Consider the following 18,124-nt stretch of genomic DNA (forward strand, 5'->3'; position numbering starts at 1 on the left):
TTCTCGTCGTCAGGCCAGGCCGCGTTCCAGCCAGCGCTTGCTGGAAAAGCTCACCAGCGCATCGAGCAGCAGCGCCAGCAGGGCCGTGCAGGCTGCGCCAAGCAGCAGCTGCGGCTGGTTGTTCAGGGCGATACCGGGGAATATCAGGCTGCCCAGGCTGTTGGCGCCGATCAGGAAGGCCAGCGGCGCGGTGCCCACGTTCAGTGCCAGGGCCACTCGTACGCCGCCTACGATGATCGGCACGGCATTGGGCAGTTCCACCTGCCAGAGCTGCTGGCGCGGGGTCATGCCGATGCCGGTGGCGGCTTCCTTGAGGGAGGCGGGGACGTTCTTCAGGCCTTCATAGGTGTTGCGCACGATGGGTAGCAGAGAGGCGAGGAACAACGCGAAGATCGCGGGGCCTGCGCCGATGCCCAGGATACTCAGGGCGATGGCCAGAACGGCCAGGGGAGGGATGGTGTTGCCAACATTGAAGAACTGCATGAAGCGCTCGGCTTTGTCGACCCGGTGTGGTCGACTCAAGGCAATGCCGGCGGGGATGCCCACGGCCAGCGCCGCCGCCATCGAAGCCAGCACCAAGACCAGGTGCGCTTGCAGGTAGAACGCAAGATCGTCGCGATAGCGCGCGATCGTATCCAGGCCGATCCAGTGGACCAGCAGGGCCAGGATGACGAGCACGGCGGCCCATCCCAACAGCCCTTTTCCGTAGCGTGTAGCCACAGGTGGACTCCTTTTTTCAGTCGGCGAGCACACCCCGTGAGGGTCGGCCGTCGCAGGCGCGGCGCAAGGCGTGGTCGCGAGTAGCGGGGTGGCCTCGGCGGCGAGCCGATCGACCCCATGAGCTGGACCTCGTCAGGTCCGGGAAGCTGATGAAACCAGCCCCAGGCGAAGCGGATTCGCGGGGGGGGTGGACGTCTCCTTGGCCGTGAAGGTTCGCATCCAGAGCGGCGTTTGGCTAGTGTTAATCACTAGATTTTTGGAATTTCATCGCGATAAAAAATCAAGAATGCCACTTCATGACGTTGAATTACCTAATGTCAGGGTTTTTTCAGGTATACCATCGTGGCTTGCGAAAGGCGGTCGATAGCCTGGCAAGCCTCAAGCCTCAAGCGCGTGGTCGGCTCCATCCTGCTTGCTGCTTGCGCCGATCAGATTTTGGTCCCTGACTCACTTCAGGTATGATATTGCCCCTTTTCGATCCCAGTCAGGCGATTTCCCATGACCAACCAGGCCGCCGAAGTCGCGAAGCGCCGCACTTTCGCAATCATTTCCCACCCCGACGCCGGCAAGACCACCATTACCGAGAAGCTGTTGCTGATGGGCAAGGCGATCGCCGTCGCCGGAACCGTGAAGTCGCGCAAGTCCGACCGCCATGCCACCTCCGACTGGATGGAAATGGAGAAACAGCGCGGCATCTCCATCACCACCTCGGTGATGCAGTTCCCCTACCGCGAGCACATGGTCAACCTGCTCGACACCCCTGGTCACGAGGACTTCTCCGAAGATACCTACCGCACCCTGACCGCGGTCGACTCGGCGCTGATGGTGCTCGACGGCGGCAAGGGCGTCGAGCCGCGCACCATCGCCCTGATGGACGTCTGCCGACTGCGCGACACGCCGATCGTCAGCTTCATCAACAAGCTCGACCGCGACATTCGCGATCCGATCGAGCTGCTCGACGAGATCGAAGCGGTGCTCAAGATCAAGGCCGCGCCGATCACCTGGCCAATCGGCTGCTACCGTGACTTCAAGGGCGTCTATCACCTGCGCGGCGACTACATCGTCGTCTACACCCCCGGGCACGGGCACGAGCGCACCGAGGCCAGGATCATCGACAAGCTCGATTCGGACGAGGCACGGGCGCACCTGGGCGACCAGTACGAAGCATTCGTCGAGCAGTTGGAACTGGTGCAGGGCGCCTGCCACGAGTTCGACCAGCAAGCCTTCATCGACGGCCAGCTGACGCCGGTGTTCTTCGGGACCGCGCTGGGCAACTTCGGTGTCGACCATGTGCTTGACGCCGTGGTCGACTGGGCGCCGCGTCCGCTGCCACGCGTGGCCCACGAGCGTAGCGTGGAGCCGACCGAGGAGAAGTTCACCGGCTTCGTGTTCAAGATCCAGGCGAACATGGACCCCAAGCACCGCGACCGCATCGCCTTCATGCGCATCTGCTCGGGCAAGTACGAAAAGGGCATGAAGATGCGCCACGTGCGCCTGGGCAAGGATCTGCGCATCGGCGATGCGCTGACGTTCTTCTCGTCCGAGCGCGAGCAGCTGGAGCAAGCCTACGCCGGCGACATCATCGGCCTGCACAACCATGGCACCATCCAGATCGGCGACACCTTCAGCGAAGGCGAGGCGCTGGGCTTCACCGGCATCCCGCACTTTGCCCCGGAACTGTTCCGGCGCGTGCGCCTGAAGGACCCACTCAAGTCCAAGCAGCTACGCCAGGGCTTGCAGCAGCTGGCTGAAGAGGGCGCGACCCAGGTGTTCTTCCCCGAGCGCAGCAACGACATCATCCTCGGCGCCGTGGGCGTGCTGCAGTTCGACGTGGTCGCCAGCCGGCTCAAGGAGGAATACAAGGTCGAGTGCGCCTATGAGCCGATCACGGTATGGTCGGCTCGCTGGATCGCCTGCGACGACAAGAAGAAGCTCGAGGATTTCCGGAACAAGGCCATGGAAAACCTGGCGATCGATGGCGGTGGTCATCTGACCTACCTAGCGCCGACTCGGGTCAACCTGTCGCTGATGGAAGAGCGCTGGCCGGATGTGAAATTCCGCGCTACTCGAGAGCATCACTGATCGACGCGCGGCTCAGGACCTCGTAGGCCGCCGAGCCGCGACAGGACATGTGGGAATGGCCACCGTGTCGCGATGGGCTGATGTGGCAGCGACCGGCGCTGGAGCGCCGGACCGGCCGCGATGGGCCATGACGCGCCCCAAGATTTCACGACGACGCAGCGCTGCTTCCACGCACCCGCGCCACCAGGCCCGCCGTGCGGACGATCGCGGCATTGCCGCCCTACGGTTTCACAATGTCATCGCGACCGCCCCGGCCTTGCAGAAAACCTGGCCCATGCCTGCCTCATCCGGCATTTTGCATGATCCTAGGATAACCATCCTTGTCTAACTCCTTGATTGGCTTGAAAGTCATCTTTTGACACAGTTGGCACGCCTGATGCACTCACAGTCTTGCGAATGGACTTGTTGCTCACCCAAAAAAGGCGCCACCGACATGATCACTACTGCCGATTACCCATCCGCCGTCGCCGACGGCAACCGTTCGGGCGTGTCCTGGGCGGCTATCTTCGCCGGTGCCGCAGCCGCGGCTGCCCTGTCGTTGATTCTCGTGATACTGGGCGCGGGCCTGGGCTTCGCGGCCACTTCGCCTTGGGCCGACGAGGGCGCCAGCGCCAAGGCGCTGGGTATCTCGACCATCGTCTGGCTATTGGTCACCCAGATCCTCGCCTCGGGCCTAGGCGGCTATATCGCCGGACGCCTGCGGGTGAAATGGGCCAACCTGCATGGGGACGAGGTGTACTTCCGTGATACCGCCCATGGTTTCCTGGCGTGGGCAGTCGCCACGCTGGTCGCCGCCACCTTGATCATTTCCACGGCCGGTAACGTGGCCGGTGCCGGTGCGCAGGCCGGCGCCAACGTGGCTGCTGGCGTGGCCACCGGGGCTGGCGCGGCGGTAGGCGCGGCGGCGGACAGCGAGGGGCAGGGCAACGATCCGATGGGGTATTTCGTCGACAGCCTGTTCCGCAGCGAAGGCCCCGTCTCGGTCAGCGAAGATGCCGCCAATGGCGTGGCTAGCCGTATCTTCACCAAGGCGCTGGCGGGCGACGGTACCCTCAATGCCGATGACCGTGCCTACCTGGCGCAACTGGTGGCGCAACGCACTCGCCTGACCCAGGCCGAAGCCGAGGCACGCGTGGACCAGGTGTACGGCCAGGCCCGCCAGGCGGCCGAGGAAGCCAAGCTGGCTGCCCAGCAAGCGGCCGACGCGGCGGCCAAGGCGGCTGCCTGGACTGCCCTGTGGACCTTCATCGCCATGCTGTGCGGCGCTTTCTTCGCCAGCATCGCCGCGCTGTTCGGTGGCCGCCAGCGCGACCAGGCTCGCTGGATCGACGATGGTACGCTGCGTGACGATCGCGCCAGTGTCCGTGTCACCAATGCGCCGATCCGCTAACCGACTCTATCTGCACGTCGAACAAGGAGAAACACCATGCGTTCACTTCTGCTGTGGTTCCTGGGTGTACCTATCCCGATCATCATCCTGATCGCGATCTTCATGCACTGAGTCGGATCGCTCCCAAGAGAAACGCCGTCATCGAACGATGACGGCGTTTTGCATTCAAGGTCCGCGAGCATGGGATCGATCGTGAACGACGGATCGCGCGGCCCCAGGGCAAGGTACTGCCGCTATTGCAGGAATTGCTCGGCATAGTGGCAGGCTACCTGACGACTGCCCACCACGCGGAACGCCGGCACATCCATCACACATTTGTCCGTGGCGTAAGGGCAACGCTTGTGGAACGGACACCCCGACGGCGGTGCGAGCGGGTTGGGTAGCTCCCCGGCGATCTTGATACGCGGCCTGGCTGGATCGGGATGGATGCTCGGGGTGGCCGACAGCAGTGCCTGGGTATAGGGGTGCAAGGGGTTGCGATAGATGTCTTCCTTGGGCCCCATTTCGGCCGGGCGGCCCAGGTACATCACCAGCACATCGTCAGCCACGTGGCGCACCACGGCCAGGTTGTGCGAGATGAAGACATAGGCGGTCCGGTACTGCTGCTGCAGGTCCATGAATAGATTGAGCACCTGCGCCTGGATCGACACGTCCAGGGCCGAGGTAGGTTCGTCCGCCACCAGGACCTTGGGTCTTAGCATCATCGCCCGGGCCAGTGCGATGCGCTGGCGCTGGCCGCCGGAGAACATGTGCGGATAGCGCTGGTAGTGCTCGGGCCGCAAGCCCACTTGCTGCATCATCGCCTGAACCTGTTCGCGGCGCTCGGTGCGACCCAGGTCGGTGTTGATCAGCAGCGGCTCGGCCAGCTGGTCGCCGATCTTCTGCCGTGGATTGAGCGAGGCGTAGGGGCTCTGGAAGACCATTTGCACGTCACGACGCAGCTGCCGGCGCTGGGCCTTGCTGGCACCGGCGACTTCCTGGCCGGCGATCTGCAGTGAGCCGCAGGTCGGCTCCTCGATCAAGGTCAGCGCGCGGGCGAGAGTCGACTTGCCGCAGCCCGACTCGCCGACCACGGCCAGGGTCCGGCCGGCCTCCAGTTCGAAGGAAACGCCATTGAGTGCGCGTACCAGGGCGCTACCTTTGAACATGCCGCGTGCGACCTGGTAATGGCGGGTCAGCTCGCGGGCGGTCAACACGACGGTCATCAAGCCACCTCCTGATTCAACGGATAGAAGCAGCGCGCCAAGCTGTGAGCCAGCGGGTCGAGTGCCGGGCGCTGCTGGCGGCAGTTGTCGCGCACATAGGGGCATCGCGGTGAGAGCAGGCAACCCAGGGGCCTGTCATGGCGGCCGGGCACGATGCCCGGTAGAGTCGCCAGCCGCTCGGCCCCGGCGCTGTGTTCCGGGATCGCGGCCAGCAAGGCTTCGCTGTAGGGGTGGGCAGGCAGCTCGAACAGCTCCGGTACCTGACCTACCTCCACCGCCTGCCCGGCATACATGACGCAGACCCGACGCGCGGTCTCGGCAACCACGGCCAGGTCGTGGGTGATCAGGATCAGCGCCATGCCGCGCTCCTGCTGCAGGTTCACCAGCAGGTCCATGATCTGTGCCTGGATGGTCACGTCGAGGGCCGTGGTCGGTTCGTCGGCGATCAGCAGGCGCGGTTCGCCGGCAATCGCCATGGCGATTGCCACGCGCTGGCTCATGCCGCCGGACAATTGGTGGGGGTAGGCATCGAGGCGGCTTTCGGCAGCGGGGATCTCCACCTTCTGCAACAGCTCCAGCGCCCGCTGACGGGCCGCCCGGCCTTTCAGACCCAGGTGCTGGCGCAACACTTCCTCGATCTGGAAGCCCACCGTATAGCTTGGGTTGAGCGCGGTCATCGGGTCCTGGAAGATCATGGCGATGTCCTTGCCGATGATCTTGCGCCGCTGTCTGGCGCTCAGGCCGAGCATGTCGAGGCCGTCGAAGCTCAGGGTATCGGCGGTGATGCGCCCGGGCGGATCGATCAGCCCCATCAGCGCCATCATGGTCACCGACTTGCCGGAACCGGATTCGCCGACGATGGCCAGGATTTCACCGGCCGAGACGCTCAGGTCGAGGCCGTCGACCACCGGTGTGGCATTGGCGTCGCCGAACCGCACCGCCAGGTTGTTGATCTGTAGAAGTGACATGGCGTGGTCCTCAGGCTGCGTTCTTGAGTTTCGGGTCCAGCGCGTCACGCAGCCCGTCACCCATCAGGTTGATCGCCAGCACGCTGAGCAGGATGGTCAGGCCGGGCAGGCTGACGACCCACCAGGCGCGCTCGATGTAGTCGCGCGCCGAGGCCAGCATGGTGCCCCATTCCGGCGTCGGCGGCTGCACGCCTAGGCCAAGGAAACCCAGTGCCGCGGCGTCGAGGATCGCCGAGGAGAAACTCAGGGTCGCCTGGACGATCAACGGGGCCATACAGTTGGGCAGCACGGTGATGAACATCAGTCGCGGCAGGCCGGCGCCAGCCAGGCGGGCGGCGGTGACATAGTCGCGGTTTAGCTCGCCCATCACCGCGGCGCGGGTCAGGCGGACATAGGAAGGCAGGGAGACGATGGCGATGGCGATCACCGTATTGACCAGGCCGGGGCCAAGGATCGCCACGATGGCCACCGCCAGCAGCAGCGAGGGCAAGGCCAGCATCACATCCATCATGCGCATGATCGAAGGACCGAGCAGGCGTGGGAAGAAACCTGCCACCAGGCCCAGCAGGATGCCCGGGACCAGCGACATCACCACCGAGGACAGGCCGATCAGCAGCGATAGGCGAGCGCCGTGGATCAGCCGGGACAGCAGGTCCCGTCCAAGTTCATCGGTGCCCAGCAAAAAGCGCGCGCTGCCGCCGTCGAGCCAGGCGGGCGGGGTCAGCAGGAAGTCGCGGTACTGTTCGCTGGGCGCATGGGGCGCGACCCATGGCGCGAACAGTGCGCAGAACACCATCAGGCACATGAACAGCAGGCCGGCGAGCGCACCCTTGTTGCGCGTGAAGGCGTGCCAGAATTCCTTGTAGGGCGAGGGATACAACAGGCTCTGGTCGAAGCTGTCGTTGGGGGAAGTCGATTGGCTGTTGCTTGCGACGGGAGTAACCATGCTCGAACCTCAGCGCTGGTGGCGGATACGTGGGTTGGCCAGGCCGTAGAGGATGTCCACGACGAAATTGACCAGGATCACCAGGCACGCGATCAACAGGATGCCGTTCTGTACCACGGGGTAGTCACGGGCGCCGATGGCTTCGATCAGCCATTTGCCGATGCCCGGCCAGGAGAAGATCGTCTCGGTCAGGACCGCGCCAGCCAGCAGCGCGCCGACTTGCAGGCCGAACACGGTGAGTACCGGGATCAGTGCGTTACGCAGGCCGTGGATGAACACCACCCGGGCCGGCGACAGGCCCTTGGCGCGCGCGGTGCGGATGTAGTCCTCGCGCAGCACCTCGAGCATCGAGGAACGGGTCATGCGGGCGATGACCGCCAGCGGAATGGTACCCAGGACGATGGCTGGCAGGATCAGATGCCGCACGGCGTCCATGAAGGCGCCTTGCTCGTCGCTGAGCAAGGTGTCCACGAGCATCAGGCCGGTCCTGGGCTCGATATCGTAGAGCAGGTCGATGCGCCCGGAGACCGGGGTCCAGCCCAGGCTCACGGAAAAGAACATGATCAGGATCAGGCCCCACCAGAAGATCGGCATGGAGTAGCCGGCCAGCGACAGGCCCATCACTCCGTGGTCGAACAGCGAGCCGCGCTTGAGCGCGGCGATCACTCCCGCCAGCAGGCCGACCACGCCGGCGAACAGCAGGGCGGCCAGGGCCAGTTCGAGCGTGGCCGGGAACAGCATCAGGAATTCGCTCCACACGCTTTCGCGGGTGCGCAGCGATTCGCCGAGGTCACCTTGGACGAGCTTGCCAATGTAGTCCAGGTACTGCATCGGCAGTGGCTTGTCCAGGCCAAGCCGTTGCATGGCCTGGGCGTGCATTTCCGGATCGAGCCGGCGCTCGCCCATCATCACTTCCACCGGATCGCCGGGGATCAGCCGTATCAGTGCGAAAGTCAGCAAGGTGATACCGAAGAAAGTCGGGATCAGTAGCCCGATTCGCCGGGCAATAAAACTCAACATTGTCGCAGGTACCTCATCGGCCGGTCAGGCAGTACCGCCGGCCACGCGGGCCGGCGATCAGGGTTGTCTACTTCACCCACGTCGTGGCGAAGCTGTTGCTGGCCAGTGGGTTGATCAGATAGCCGTGCACGTTCTGGCGCATGGCCGTGAACACCTTCGGGTGGGCCAGGGGAATCCAGGGCTTGCCTTCATCGTACACTGCCAGGGCCTCGGCATAGAGACTTGCGCGTTGGACATCGTCGCTGGACTGGCGTGCGCGTTCGATCAGCGACTGGAACCTGGCGTCGCACCAGCGTGCATAGTTCTCCCCGGACTGGGCGGCGTCGCAACTGAGCAGCGGGCCGAGGAAATTGTCCGGATCGGCATTGTCGCTGGCCCAGCCGCTGGCGACCAGGTCCGCTTCGCCGCGCTTGGCGCGACGCAGCAATTCGCCCCATTCCATGAGGCGAATGTCCAGCTTCAGGCCGATGCTGGCGAGGTCGGCCTGCAACATTTCCGCCGACAGCCTCGGGTTGGGATTGGTCGGACCGCCGCCGTTGCGGGTGAACAGCGTCAGCACCGTGCCTTGCGGCACGCCGGCCTCCTCGAGCAGCGCCCTTGCGGCCTCGAGGTCGCGCGGCGGGTTGCGGTTGTGGTCGTTGTAGCCGAGCATGCTCGCTGGGTATGGGTTGACCGCGGGCAGGGCGTTGCCCTTGCCGAACAGCTGGTTTACATGCGCCTGGCGGTCGAAGGCCAGGTTGATGGCGCGGCGCACGCGCACATCGTCCAGGTACTTGCGCTGGGTGTTGATTGCGATGTAGCCAGTGACCAGGGCTTCCAGTTCGGCGACCTTGAGTTGCGGGTCGGCCTTGATTGCCGGTATGTCATCGGGCTTGGGGTAGAGGGCGATCTGGCATTCGTTGGCGCGCAGCTTCTGCAGGCGCACATTGTTGTCCGGGGTGATGGCGAAGATCAGCGCATCGGCCGGGGGCTTGCCGCGAAAGTATTCAGGGTTGGGCTTGAAGCGTACCTGGGCATCCTTGGCATAGCGCTGGAAGATGAACGGCCCGGTGCCGACAGGCTTGCTGTTGAGGTCCGCGGTTCGTCCGGCCGCGAGCAGCTGGTCGCCATACTCGGCCGAATAGATCGAGGTGAAGGCCATGGCCAGGTCGCGCAGGAACGGCGCCTCCGGGCGGGTCAGCCGGAACGCGACGGTATGCTCGTCGAGCTTGTCGACCGACTGCAGCAGTTCACCGAAGGCCATGCTTTCGAAATACGGATAGCCGACGCTGGTCTTGTCGTGCCAGGGGTGACTGCGGTCCAGCTGGCGGTGGAAGCTCCAGAGCACATCGTCGGCATTGAAGTCACGGCTGGGCTTGAAGTAGTCGGTGGTGTGGAATTTCACGCCCTTGCGCAGATGAAAGGTATAGGTCAGGCCGTCGGGACTGATGTCCCAGCGTTCGGCCAGGGACGGCTCGATGTCAGTGGTGCCGGGCTTGAAGTCGACCAGGCGATCGAAGAGGGTCCGGGCGGCTGCGTCGGAGGTCACCGCGCTGGTGTACTGGACCATGTCGAAGCCCTCCGGGCTGGCCTCGGTACACACCACCAGCGGCTTGGCGGACAGGCTCGAAGCCGTGGCCAGCAACAGCACTGCCAAGGTGACCATCAGCATGGATGATTTCATGAACATCTCCCTGTGATGCTTGAACGGAGCGTGCCGCCACGACCGCGCAGGGCCGTGGCGGCGCATGTCAGATGATGTCGAACGGAATGGTGGTGACCACGCGGAACTCGTCCAGGCTGCCATCGGCCTGCCCCTCGCTGGCACGGTGGGCCGTGTAGGTGGCGCGGATGGAGGTATCCTTCAGCGAGCCCGATTGCACCACGTAGGTCGTGCCGATGCTCCATTCGTAGTGCTTTTCTCCATCCATGCCGGCGACGTCGTAGCCACCACCCTTGTAGTGGGTGCCGTCGATGCCCCAGCCACGGGCGTTGTACAGGTTGAACTTGAGGCCGGGCACGCCATAGGGAGTCATGTCCAGCACATAGGATAGCTGCAGCGACTTCTCGTTCGGTCCGTTGTAATCGGAGAACAGCGAGTTGGCCAGGTAGATGCCATTGGTCTCGTGGAGGTAATCGAAGTACTCGTCGCCCATGACCTGCTGCCAGGCGGCGCTGAAGGTATGGGCCTGGTAGTTCAGCGCCAGCGACAGGCTGTAGGTGTCGTTGTCGATCTTGCCGAGCTTGCCGCGGCCGGTATCACGTGTGCGGTAGTAATTGAGCGTGGAGGTCAGGCTGGTCGACTCGCCGAGAGCCAGCACATGGCTCGCGTCGAAGTAGTACTGGTTCCAGAAGTCCTCGACCTTGGCGGCGTACAGGCTGGTGCTCAGGCTCGTCAGCGGCTGGTAATTGACCCCGACCATGCTGATGCGGTCGGTCTCCAGGCCCGCGGCGCCGTATTCGCTGCGAAACTTGCTCAGACTCTGCTCGGTACGCGGGGAAACGCGGTCGTAGGTGCCCAGGTCGAAGGAAAGATTGTCGAATTCCGCGCTGCTCAGGGTGGCGCCCTGGAAGCTCGACGGCAAGGCGCGGTTGCCGATGCTGGCGATCACCGGGGTGTCGACGGCATGTCGCCCTGCGGTGAGCGTGGTATTGGACAGGCGTAGCTTGAGATTGGCCAGGCCGAGCTTGCTCCACTGGTCGACGACATCGCCGTCGCCGTGGGTCAGGGTACGGTTGTTGGGCCCGGCGACCCGAGCTCGCCCTCGCTCCAGGGCGATCGCATTGTAGGCCGCGACTTCGGTGGCGACGCCGAGGGTGCCCTGGGTGAAGCCGGAGCTGTAGCCGAGGATGGTGCCCTGGACCCAGTTCTCCCGGCGACTGCTTTCATGCCGACTGCCATCGCTCTTGGAGTAGCGCCATAGCGGTCCACGCGCGGCCCGTTCACGGGCATACCAGTTGCGTGTGGTCCCCGACAGCTGCTGGCCGGCGAAGAAACCCTCGGCGCTGGCTTGCGCGCTGTCGTTCTTGAGCTGCAGTTCGAAGAAGTCCGCTGCGGCTGCCTGGGCCTGGCCAGTACCGATGCCCAGGCACAAAGCCACCGTGATCAAACGTGGTCGTGACATGGTGAAGCTCCTTTTTCTTTCTAGTTATTCCCAGCCCTGCAAGGCCAGGTCGTTGCGGTGCAACGCTGGCTGCCGTCGGTGGAACGGCGAATTTCGGCCGCAGCCGGCCATGGGAGTGGCGGCACTCCCTGCTTGGGTGTCGGGTTTCACTCGATGCTGACGCCGGCGAAGTCGTTGCGCCCGAACGGGCTGACCTTGAAGTCCTTGACCCTGGTACTGATCGGCTGGCTGACCATGGAGTGGGCCACAGGCGTTATCGGCACCTGCTGCTTGAGGCGGCGTTGGGCTTGCTGGTAGAGCCGCATGCGCTGCTCGCGGTCGGTGGTGGTCTTGGCCTTCGTCACCAGGGCGTCGTACTGCTCGTCGCACCACTGCGAGTAATTGTTGCCGCCGATGGCCGTGCAGCTGTAGAGAGTCCCCAGCCAGTTGTCCGGGTCGCCGTTGTCTCCGGTCCAACCGGTCAGCGCCACGTCATGCTCGCCATTCTTCATGCGCTTGATGTATTCGCCCCACTCGTAGCTGACGATGCGCACCTCCAGCCCGATCCTGCCCCAGTCGGCCTGGAGCATCTCGGCCATCAGCTTGGCGTTGGGGTTGTAGGGGCGTTGCACCGGCATCGCCCACAGATCGATCTGGGTCCCCGGGGCGACCCCAGTCTGTTCGAGCAGGGCCTTGGCCTTGGCCGGGTCGTAGGGCAGGTCTTCGATCGAGGTGTCATAGGACCACTGCGTCGGCGGCATGGCATTGACCGCCGCCTGGCCTGAATCCTGGTAGACCGCCCGGATGATCGCCTGCTTATTCACCGCCATGTCCAGGGCCTGGCGCACCTTGAGCTGGTCGAACGGTGGACGGCGGGTGTTGTAGGCGATGTAGCCCAGGTTGAAGCCGGGCTGGCGGAGGATCCGCAGCTGCGGGTCGGCCTCGAGGGCGGGCAGGTCGGCCGGACGGGGGTTGACAGTGACCTGGCACTCGCCGCGGCGCAGCTTCTGCAGGCGCACCGACGGGTCGACATTGATCGAGAACACCAGGCCGTCGAGCTTGACCTGCTCGGGGTCCCAGTACTGCTTGTTGGCCTTGTAGCGGATCTGCGCGTCCTTCTGGTAGCGCTGGAAAACGAACGGGCCGGTGCCGATCGGCTTGCGATCGATGTCGTTCGGTCGACCGCTGGCCAGCAGCTGCTCGGCATATTCGGCCGAAAGGATCGAGGCGAAGCTCATGGCCAGGTTCTGGATGAACGCGGCATCGACGTTGGCCAGGGTGAAGACCACGGTGTGCGCATCGGTCTTTTCCAGGCCGATGATGTTGCGATCCAGGCCCATGCCGGTGAAGTAGGGGAACTCGCTGGGGTAGGCCTGGCGAAACGGATGCCGTGGATCGAGCATGCGCCGGAAGGTGAAGAGCACATCGTCAGCGTCGAACGGCCGGCTGGGAGTGAAACGGTCATTGCTGTGGAAGCGGACACCACGGCGCAGATGGAAGGTATAGCGCAGGCCATCGTCGGAAACCTCCCAGGACTGCGCCAGGGCAGGCTGTACCGTGGTGCCGCCGCGTTCGAACTCGACCAGGCGATTGTAGATCGGTTCGGCAGCGTCGTTGTCGGTGGCGGCCGTGTACTGCGCGGTGTCGAAGCCGGCCGGGCTGCCTTCGGAGCAGAACACCAGGGTGCTGGCTTCGCTGGTCGAAGCCTGCAGCAGCAGGGCAAGGCCTAGCAGGCCGGCCGCGAATGATCGATGATGCATGGGTAGTCCTCATCCTTGCGGTAGGAAAATGCAACCAGGGCGCAAAAGACGACAACGGCAGCCCGGTCCCGACGTTAGGAGGGTCGGGACGGGGTCGGTAGAGTCCATTGCTGTTTCTGGCTGGGAAATTTCTCGTCGACGTCGAGAAACCTCCGGTCGAGCGCCTGCCGAGACAGTCGCTAGTCGGCCACGCTGACCCCGTAGAAGGAGTTGAGGCCGAAGGGGCTGATCCTGAAGTCCTTCACCGCCTTGCTCATCGGCTGATAGACGGTGGAGTGGGCGATGGGAGTCATCGGCACCTGCTCCTTGAGGATATGCTGGGCCTGCTGGTACAGCTCGGTACGCCGTTGTCGGTCGGACGTGGCCTTGGCCTGCTTGATCAGGTCGTCGAACGGCTTGTGGCACCATTTGGAGAAGTTGTTGCCGGCCAGCGCATCGCAGCCGAACAGGGTGCCTAGCCAGTTGTCCGGGTCCCGTTGTCGCCGCTCCAGCCGATCAGCATGGCGCCGTTCTCGCCACCCTTGGAACGCTTGATGTATTCGCCCCACTCATAGCTGACGATCTTGGTCTTGATGCCGATCCTGGCCCAGTCCGCTTGCAGCATTTCGGCCATGAGCCTGGCGTTGGGGTTGTAGGGCCGCTGCACCGGCATCGCCCACAGGGTGATCTCGGTGCCTTCCCTGATGCCAGCCTCCTTGAGCAGGGCCTTGGCTTTTTCAGGATCATGGGGCGCGTCCTTGATCCGGGTATCGTAGGACCACTGGGTCGGCGGCATGGCATTGACCGCCAGTTGCCCGGCGCCCTGGTACACCGAGTCGATGATTTGCTGCTTGTTCACGGCCATGTCCAGCGCCTGGCGGACCTTGAGCTGGGCCATCGGGTTGGGCTGGTCGCTGCCTTTTATCCGGTCCATCACGTTGTAGGCGATGTAGCCGAGGTTGAAGCCGGCCTGCTCGGGCATTTGCAGCTTGGGATCCTGCTTGAGCACCTGGATGTCGGCGGGGCGAGGGAAAAGCGTCACCTGGCATTCATTCTTGCGCAGCTTCTGCACGCGCACCGAGGCGTCGGTGGTGATGGCGAAGATCAGGTTGTCGATCTTCACGTCTTCTGGCTTCCAGTAGTCCTTGTTGCCCTTGTAGCGGATGACCGCATCCTTGCGGTAACTGTTGAACACGAATGGGCCGGTGCCGACGGGTTTCTGGTTGATCTCGGCCGGCTTGCCCTGCTTGAGCAACTGGTCGGCATATTCGGCGGACTGGATCGAGGCGAAGCTCATGGCCAGGTTCTGGATGAACGCCGCGTCGACCTGCGCCAGTGTGAAGCGCACGGTATGTTCGTCGAGCTTCTCGATGGCGGTGATGTTCTTGTCCATGCCCATGTCGGTGAAGTAGGGGAACTCCGTGGGGTAGGCCTGGCGGAACGGATGGTGCTTGTCGAGCATGCGCTTGAAGGTGAACAGCACGTCGTCTGCGTTGAAGTCACGGGTCGGCTTGAAGGTATCGGTGGTATGGAACTTCACCCCTTCGCGCAGGTGGAAGGTGTAGACCCTGCCGTCATCGGAAACCTGCCAGTCGGTGGCAAGGCCAGGGACCACCTTGGTGCCGCCGCGCTCGAACTGGGTCAGGCGGTTGAATACAGTCTCCGCCGAGGCGTCGAAATCGGTGCCCGTGGTGTACTGCCCCGGATCGAAGCCGGCCGGGCTGCCCTCGGAGCAGAACACCAGGTTGGACGCGGCCAGGGCCGAAGGCGCGCCAGCGAGCAGGCCGGCACCGAGCATAAGCGGAATGACTGCATGTTTGAGCATGATGGCCTCGTTCTTGTCATTTTCGGAGGGCCGGCCTCGTGGGCCAGCTTGTCCATACTCATGCTAGGGTCATTGCCCGCGCAACCGCGAGCACCCTCCCGAAACCGGAAAAGATGGGACTATCGTACGTCAATGTCGCATGGATATAAATTTCGCCGAAAAACCGGCAAAAAACCTACTTTTTACCAAGAAATATAGCTATTTCAAACTGTAAGAATCTGTTCCTCTGGTCTGAGAATCATGTAGGAAAGGTCGGTTTGAGCGGCAAGCCCGCAAACAAAAGTAGCGGCGCGGTTCAGGACACGTCACCTTCTCGACCCGCGCCGCTCGCTTGAACTTGATGCCTGAACCTCATTGCACCTCGATCACCCCATCGGCACTGAGGCTGACCTCGCTGGTGCCGGCCTCGATGTCCGGGGCGGGCGCGGCTTCGTCGGCTGCCATGGCCTTCATCGCCATCGGCGCGGCGCGCAGGTAGGGGCGGGGGTAGCCGCTGCTGTTGAGATTGAGGCTGACGATCTTGTAGCCGCTGCCGCCCATGGCTTCGGTGGTCAGTTGCGCGCGAGCCTTGAAGGCATCGACCGCTTCCTTGAGCAACTGGTCTTCGCTGGACTTGCGCGTGGCCGGGGCGATGGAGAAGTCCATGCCGCCCATCTTCAAATCCTTGAGCAGCTCGCCGGTGAGCTGGGACAGAGCCGGGAAGTCGGCGCTTTCCAGGCGCAGTTCGGCGCGCTCGCGCCAGCCACTGATCTTCTGACCCTTGCTGTCGTAGATCGGATAACTGTTGCGGCTGCCCTGGCTGATCTTCACCGCCTCGACCTGGCGGGCCTGCTGCAGGGCCTTGTTCAAGGTTTCGGTGATGTTTTTGGCGAGCTTGCCCGGATCGCTGTCCTGGGCTTCGCTGTAGAGTGTGACGATCATCAGGTCGCGGGCCACTTCCTTGCTGACTTCGGCGCGCAGGGAAACCTGGTTGTAGCGAGGCGCTTCGACTTGTGTGGCCAACGCCGGGAGGCTGGCTAGCAGGCTGCCGGACGCGATCAGCGCGGCACTGCGGCGGAACATCTGCATGTGAAACTCCTGTGTGCGGGGCGGGACCAGAGGCGGTTCCACGCATGGCCCATCAGACCGAGAAGCGGTTGCCGGGTTCATGGGAGGCATGCAGCGAGTGTCACAAAGTGTGGCGCTTTGCCGCATCAGTGCTGCTACCGTTGCAGCTTCGGTATACTCCAGCCGATTTTTCTGGAGCACTCATCAGGAGAGCTCATGCTCGCCGCTGCACGCCCGTTATCCGCTACTCGCCAGAATCTCTGGCGCCTGACAGTCATCCGTATCCTGGTCCTGGCGGCCCAGGCCGGCTCGGTGGCCGTGGCCTACTGGACCGAACTGCTGCCCTTGCCCTGGCTTTCCCTGGCGATCACCCTGGCCCTGTCATCGCTGCTGTGCGCCTTCACGGCATTGCGCCTGCGTCTTTCGCTGCCGGTGACCGAGTTCGAGTATGCGTTCCAACTGGCCTGCGACCTGCTGATCCATAGCGCCTTGCTGTATTACTCGGGCGGCTCGACCAACCCGTTCGTGTCCTATTACCTGGTGCCCCTGGCGATTGCCGCGGTGACCTTGCCCTGGATCTACTCGCTGGTGCTGTCGGGCATCGCCCTGGCGGCCTATAGCCTGTTGCTGGTGCAGTTCTATCCGTTGGAAACCTTGCCGCTGGCGCGCGACAAGATGCAGGTGTACGGCATGTGGCTGAGCATCGCCCTGGCCGCGGCGGTGATCACCCTGTTCGCCGCGCGCATGGCCGAGGAGCTGCGTCGCCAGGAACAACTGCGCGCCGAGCGGCGCGAGGACAGCCTGCGCGACGAGCAGCTGCTGGCCGTCGCGACCCAGGCCGCGGGCGCTGCCCACGAGCTTGGCACACCGCTGGCAACCATGAGCGTGCTGCTCAACGAAATGCGCCAGGATCACAGCGATCCGCAGCTGCTCGACGATCTTGCCGTGCTCCAGGACCAGGTCAAGCTGTGCAAGCAAACCTTGCAGCAACTGGTCAGGGCCGCCGAAGCCAATCGGCGCATGACGGTGATCGAGCAGGAAGTCACTGCCTGGATGAGTGAGGCGCTCGATCGTTGGCACCTCATGCGACCGGAGGCCAGCTACCGCTTCCAGCGGTTGCGCGATGGCGAGGTGCCACGGCTGACGCCGCCACCGGACCTGACCCAGGCCCTGCTGAACCTGCTGAACAATGCCGCCGATGCCTGCCCGAACGATCTGGAGGTGACCCTGGACTGGAATGCCCAGGACATCATCATCGCCATCCGCGACCATGGTCCTGGCGTGCCGCCAGCGATTGCCGAAGCGATCGGCAAGCCATTCATCACCACCAAGGGCAAGGGATTCGGGCTTGGCCTGTTCCTCAGCAAGGCCAGCGTGACCCGTGCGGGCGGTTCGGTAAAACTCTATAGTCATGAACAGGGTGGCACCCTGACCGAATTACGTCTGCCGCATGGCACCCGAGGAGAACAACGATGAGCGAAGAAAACCAGGTCGAAAGCGAAGAGCTGCCCCACCTGCTGCTGGTGGATGACGATGCGACCTTCACCCGGGTCATGGCGCGCGCCATGAGCCGTCGCGGCTTTCGCGTCAGTACCGCCAGCTCGGCCGAGGAAGGCCTGGCCCTGGCCGTGCAGGACGTTCCCGACTACGCGACGCTCGACCTGAAGATGGAGGGCGACTCCGGCCTGGTGCTGCTGCCCAAGCTGCTCGAACTGGACCCGGAGATGCGCGTGCTGATCCTCACTGGCTACTCGAGCATCGCCACCGCCGTCGAGGCGATCAAGCGCGGGGCCTGCAATTACCTGTGCAAGCCGGCCGATGCCGATGACGTGCTGGCGGCCCTGTTGTCCGAACATGCCGACCTGGATTCGCTGGTGCCGGAAAACCCCATGTCGGTCGATCGCCTGCAATGGGAGCATATCCAGCGCGTGCTCACCGAGCACGACGGCAACATCTCGGCCACCGCGCGGGCGCTTGGCATGCATCGCCGGACCTTGCAACGCAAGCTGCAGAAACGTCCGGTACGGCGCTAAGCGCTCCGGCGCTGCCGGTCAGCGCCGGTTGCCTGCGTGGATCATGCCGGGTCCAGGCAGGTTCGC

General features: G+C 63.9%; 13 protein-coding genes and 1 pseudogene. 4 read left to right on the forward strand and 10 right to left on the reverse strand.

The window, feature by feature from the left end; translation table 11 throughout:
- Positions 1–9 precede the first annotated feature (9 nt).
- On the reverse strand, positions 10–720 hold the full coding sequence (locus ACY8GK_RS19835) for an ABC transporter permease (protein WP_462401869.1): 711 nt from the start codon (positions 718–720) through the stop codon (positions 10–12).
- A 498-nt stretch (positions 721–1,218) separates the two neighbouring features.
- Between ACY8GK_RS19835 and ACY8GK_RS19840 the strand changes: the two genes are divergently transcribed.
- The gene (locus ACY8GK_RS19840) at positions 1,219–2,802 is read left to right on the forward strand and encodes a peptide chain release factor 3 (RefSeq protein WP_462401870.1); all 1,584 of its coding nucleotides are present in this window, start codon (positions 1,219–1,221) and stop codon (positions 2,800–2,802) included.
- A gap of 433 nt (positions 2,803–3,235) precedes the next feature.
- Positions 3,236–4,192 carry a hypothetical protein gene (locus ACY8GK_RS19845; RefSeq protein ID WP_196181215.1) on the forward strand — a complete coding sequence of 319 codons (957 nt, stop codon included), beginning with the start codon at positions 3,236–3,238 and terminating at the stop codon, positions 4,190–4,192.
- Between the two features lie 233 nt (positions 4,193–4,425).
- Here ACY8GK_RS19845 and ACY8GK_RS19850 read toward each other — a convergent pair whose 3' ends face one another.
- From ACY8GK_RS19850 to ACY8GK_RS19890, 9 genes and pseudogenes are all read right to left on the reverse strand, one after another.
- Complete coding sequence (locus ACY8GK_RS19850) at positions 4,426–5,397, reverse strand: peptide ABC transporter ATP-binding protein (RefSeq protein WP_462401871.1); 972 nt, start codon at positions 5,395–5,397, stop codon at positions 4,426–4,428.
- Entirely contained in the window at positions 5,397–6,365 is a 969-nt protein-coding gene (locus ACY8GK_RS19855) for an ABC transporter ATP-binding protein (protein ID WP_462401872.1), read from the reverse strand. The genes ACY8GK_RS19850 and ACY8GK_RS19855 overlap by 1 nt, the downstream gene beginning before the upstream one ends.
- Before the next feature lie 10 nt (positions 6,366–6,375).
- Positions 6,376–7,311 carry an ABC transporter permease subunit gene (locus tag ACY8GK_RS19860; protein ID WP_196181209.1) on the reverse strand — a complete coding sequence of 312 codons (936 nt, stop codon included), beginning with the start codon at positions 7,309–7,311 and terminating at the stop codon, positions 6,376–6,378.
- A gap of 9 nt (positions 7,312–7,320) precedes the next feature.
- Positions 7,321–8,331 (reverse strand): ABC transporter permease subunit, encoded by a 1,011-nt coding sequence (locus ACY8GK_RS19865; protein WP_196181207.1) that lies wholly within the window; start codon positions 8,329–8,331, stop codon positions 7,321–7,323.
- Positions 8,332–8,398: 67 nt separating this feature from the next.
- On the reverse strand, positions 8,399–9,994 hold the full coding sequence (locus tag ACY8GK_RS19870; RefSeq protein WP_196181206.1) for an ABC transporter substrate-binding protein: 1,596 nt from the start codon (positions 9,992–9,994) through the stop codon (positions 8,399–8,401).
- A gap of 67 nt (positions 9,995–10,061) precedes the next feature.
- The gene (locus ACY8GK_RS19875; protein ID WP_196181203.1) at positions 10,062–11,435 is read right to left on the reverse strand and encodes an OprD family porin; all 1,374 of its coding nucleotides are present in this window, start codon (positions 11,433–11,435) and stop codon (positions 10,062–10,064) included.
- Between the two features lie 146 nt (positions 11,436–11,581).
- Positions 11,582–13,174 (reverse strand): ABC transporter substrate-binding protein, encoded by a 1,593-nt coding sequence (locus tag ACY8GK_RS19880; protein ID WP_462401873.1) that lies wholly within the window; start codon positions 13,172–13,174, stop codon positions 11,582–11,584.
- A 179-nt stretch (positions 13,175–13,353) separates the two neighbouring features.
- Positions 13,354–14,978, reverse strand: a pseudogene (locus ACY8GK_RS19885) (ABC transporter substrate-binding protein).
- 351 nt (positions 14,979–15,329) lie between these two features.
- Positions 15,330–16,046, reverse strand: coding sequence for an SIMPL domain-containing protein (locus ACY8GK_RS19890; RefSeq protein WP_462401874.1), 717 nt, complete (start codon positions 16,044–16,046; stop codon positions 15,330–15,332).
- Between the two features lie 195 nt (positions 16,047–16,241).
- Here ACY8GK_RS19890 and ACY8GK_RS19895 point away from each other — a divergent pair, with 195 nt between their 5' ends.
- Entirely contained in the window at positions 16,242–17,501 is a 1,260-nt protein-coding gene (locus ACY8GK_RS19895; protein WP_196181196.1) for an ATP-binding protein, read from the forward strand.
- Positions 17,498–18,058 (forward strand): response regulator transcription factor, encoded by a 561-nt coding sequence (locus ACY8GK_RS19900; RefSeq protein WP_196181194.1) that lies wholly within the window; start codon positions 17,498–17,500, stop codon positions 18,056–18,058. Before ACY8GK_RS19895 ends, ACY8GK_RS19900 begins: the two co-directional genes overlap by 4 nt.
- Positions 18,059–18,124 lie beyond the last annotated feature (66 nt).

Source organism: Pseudomonas sp. Marseille-QA0332 (genome assembly GCF_054950175.1).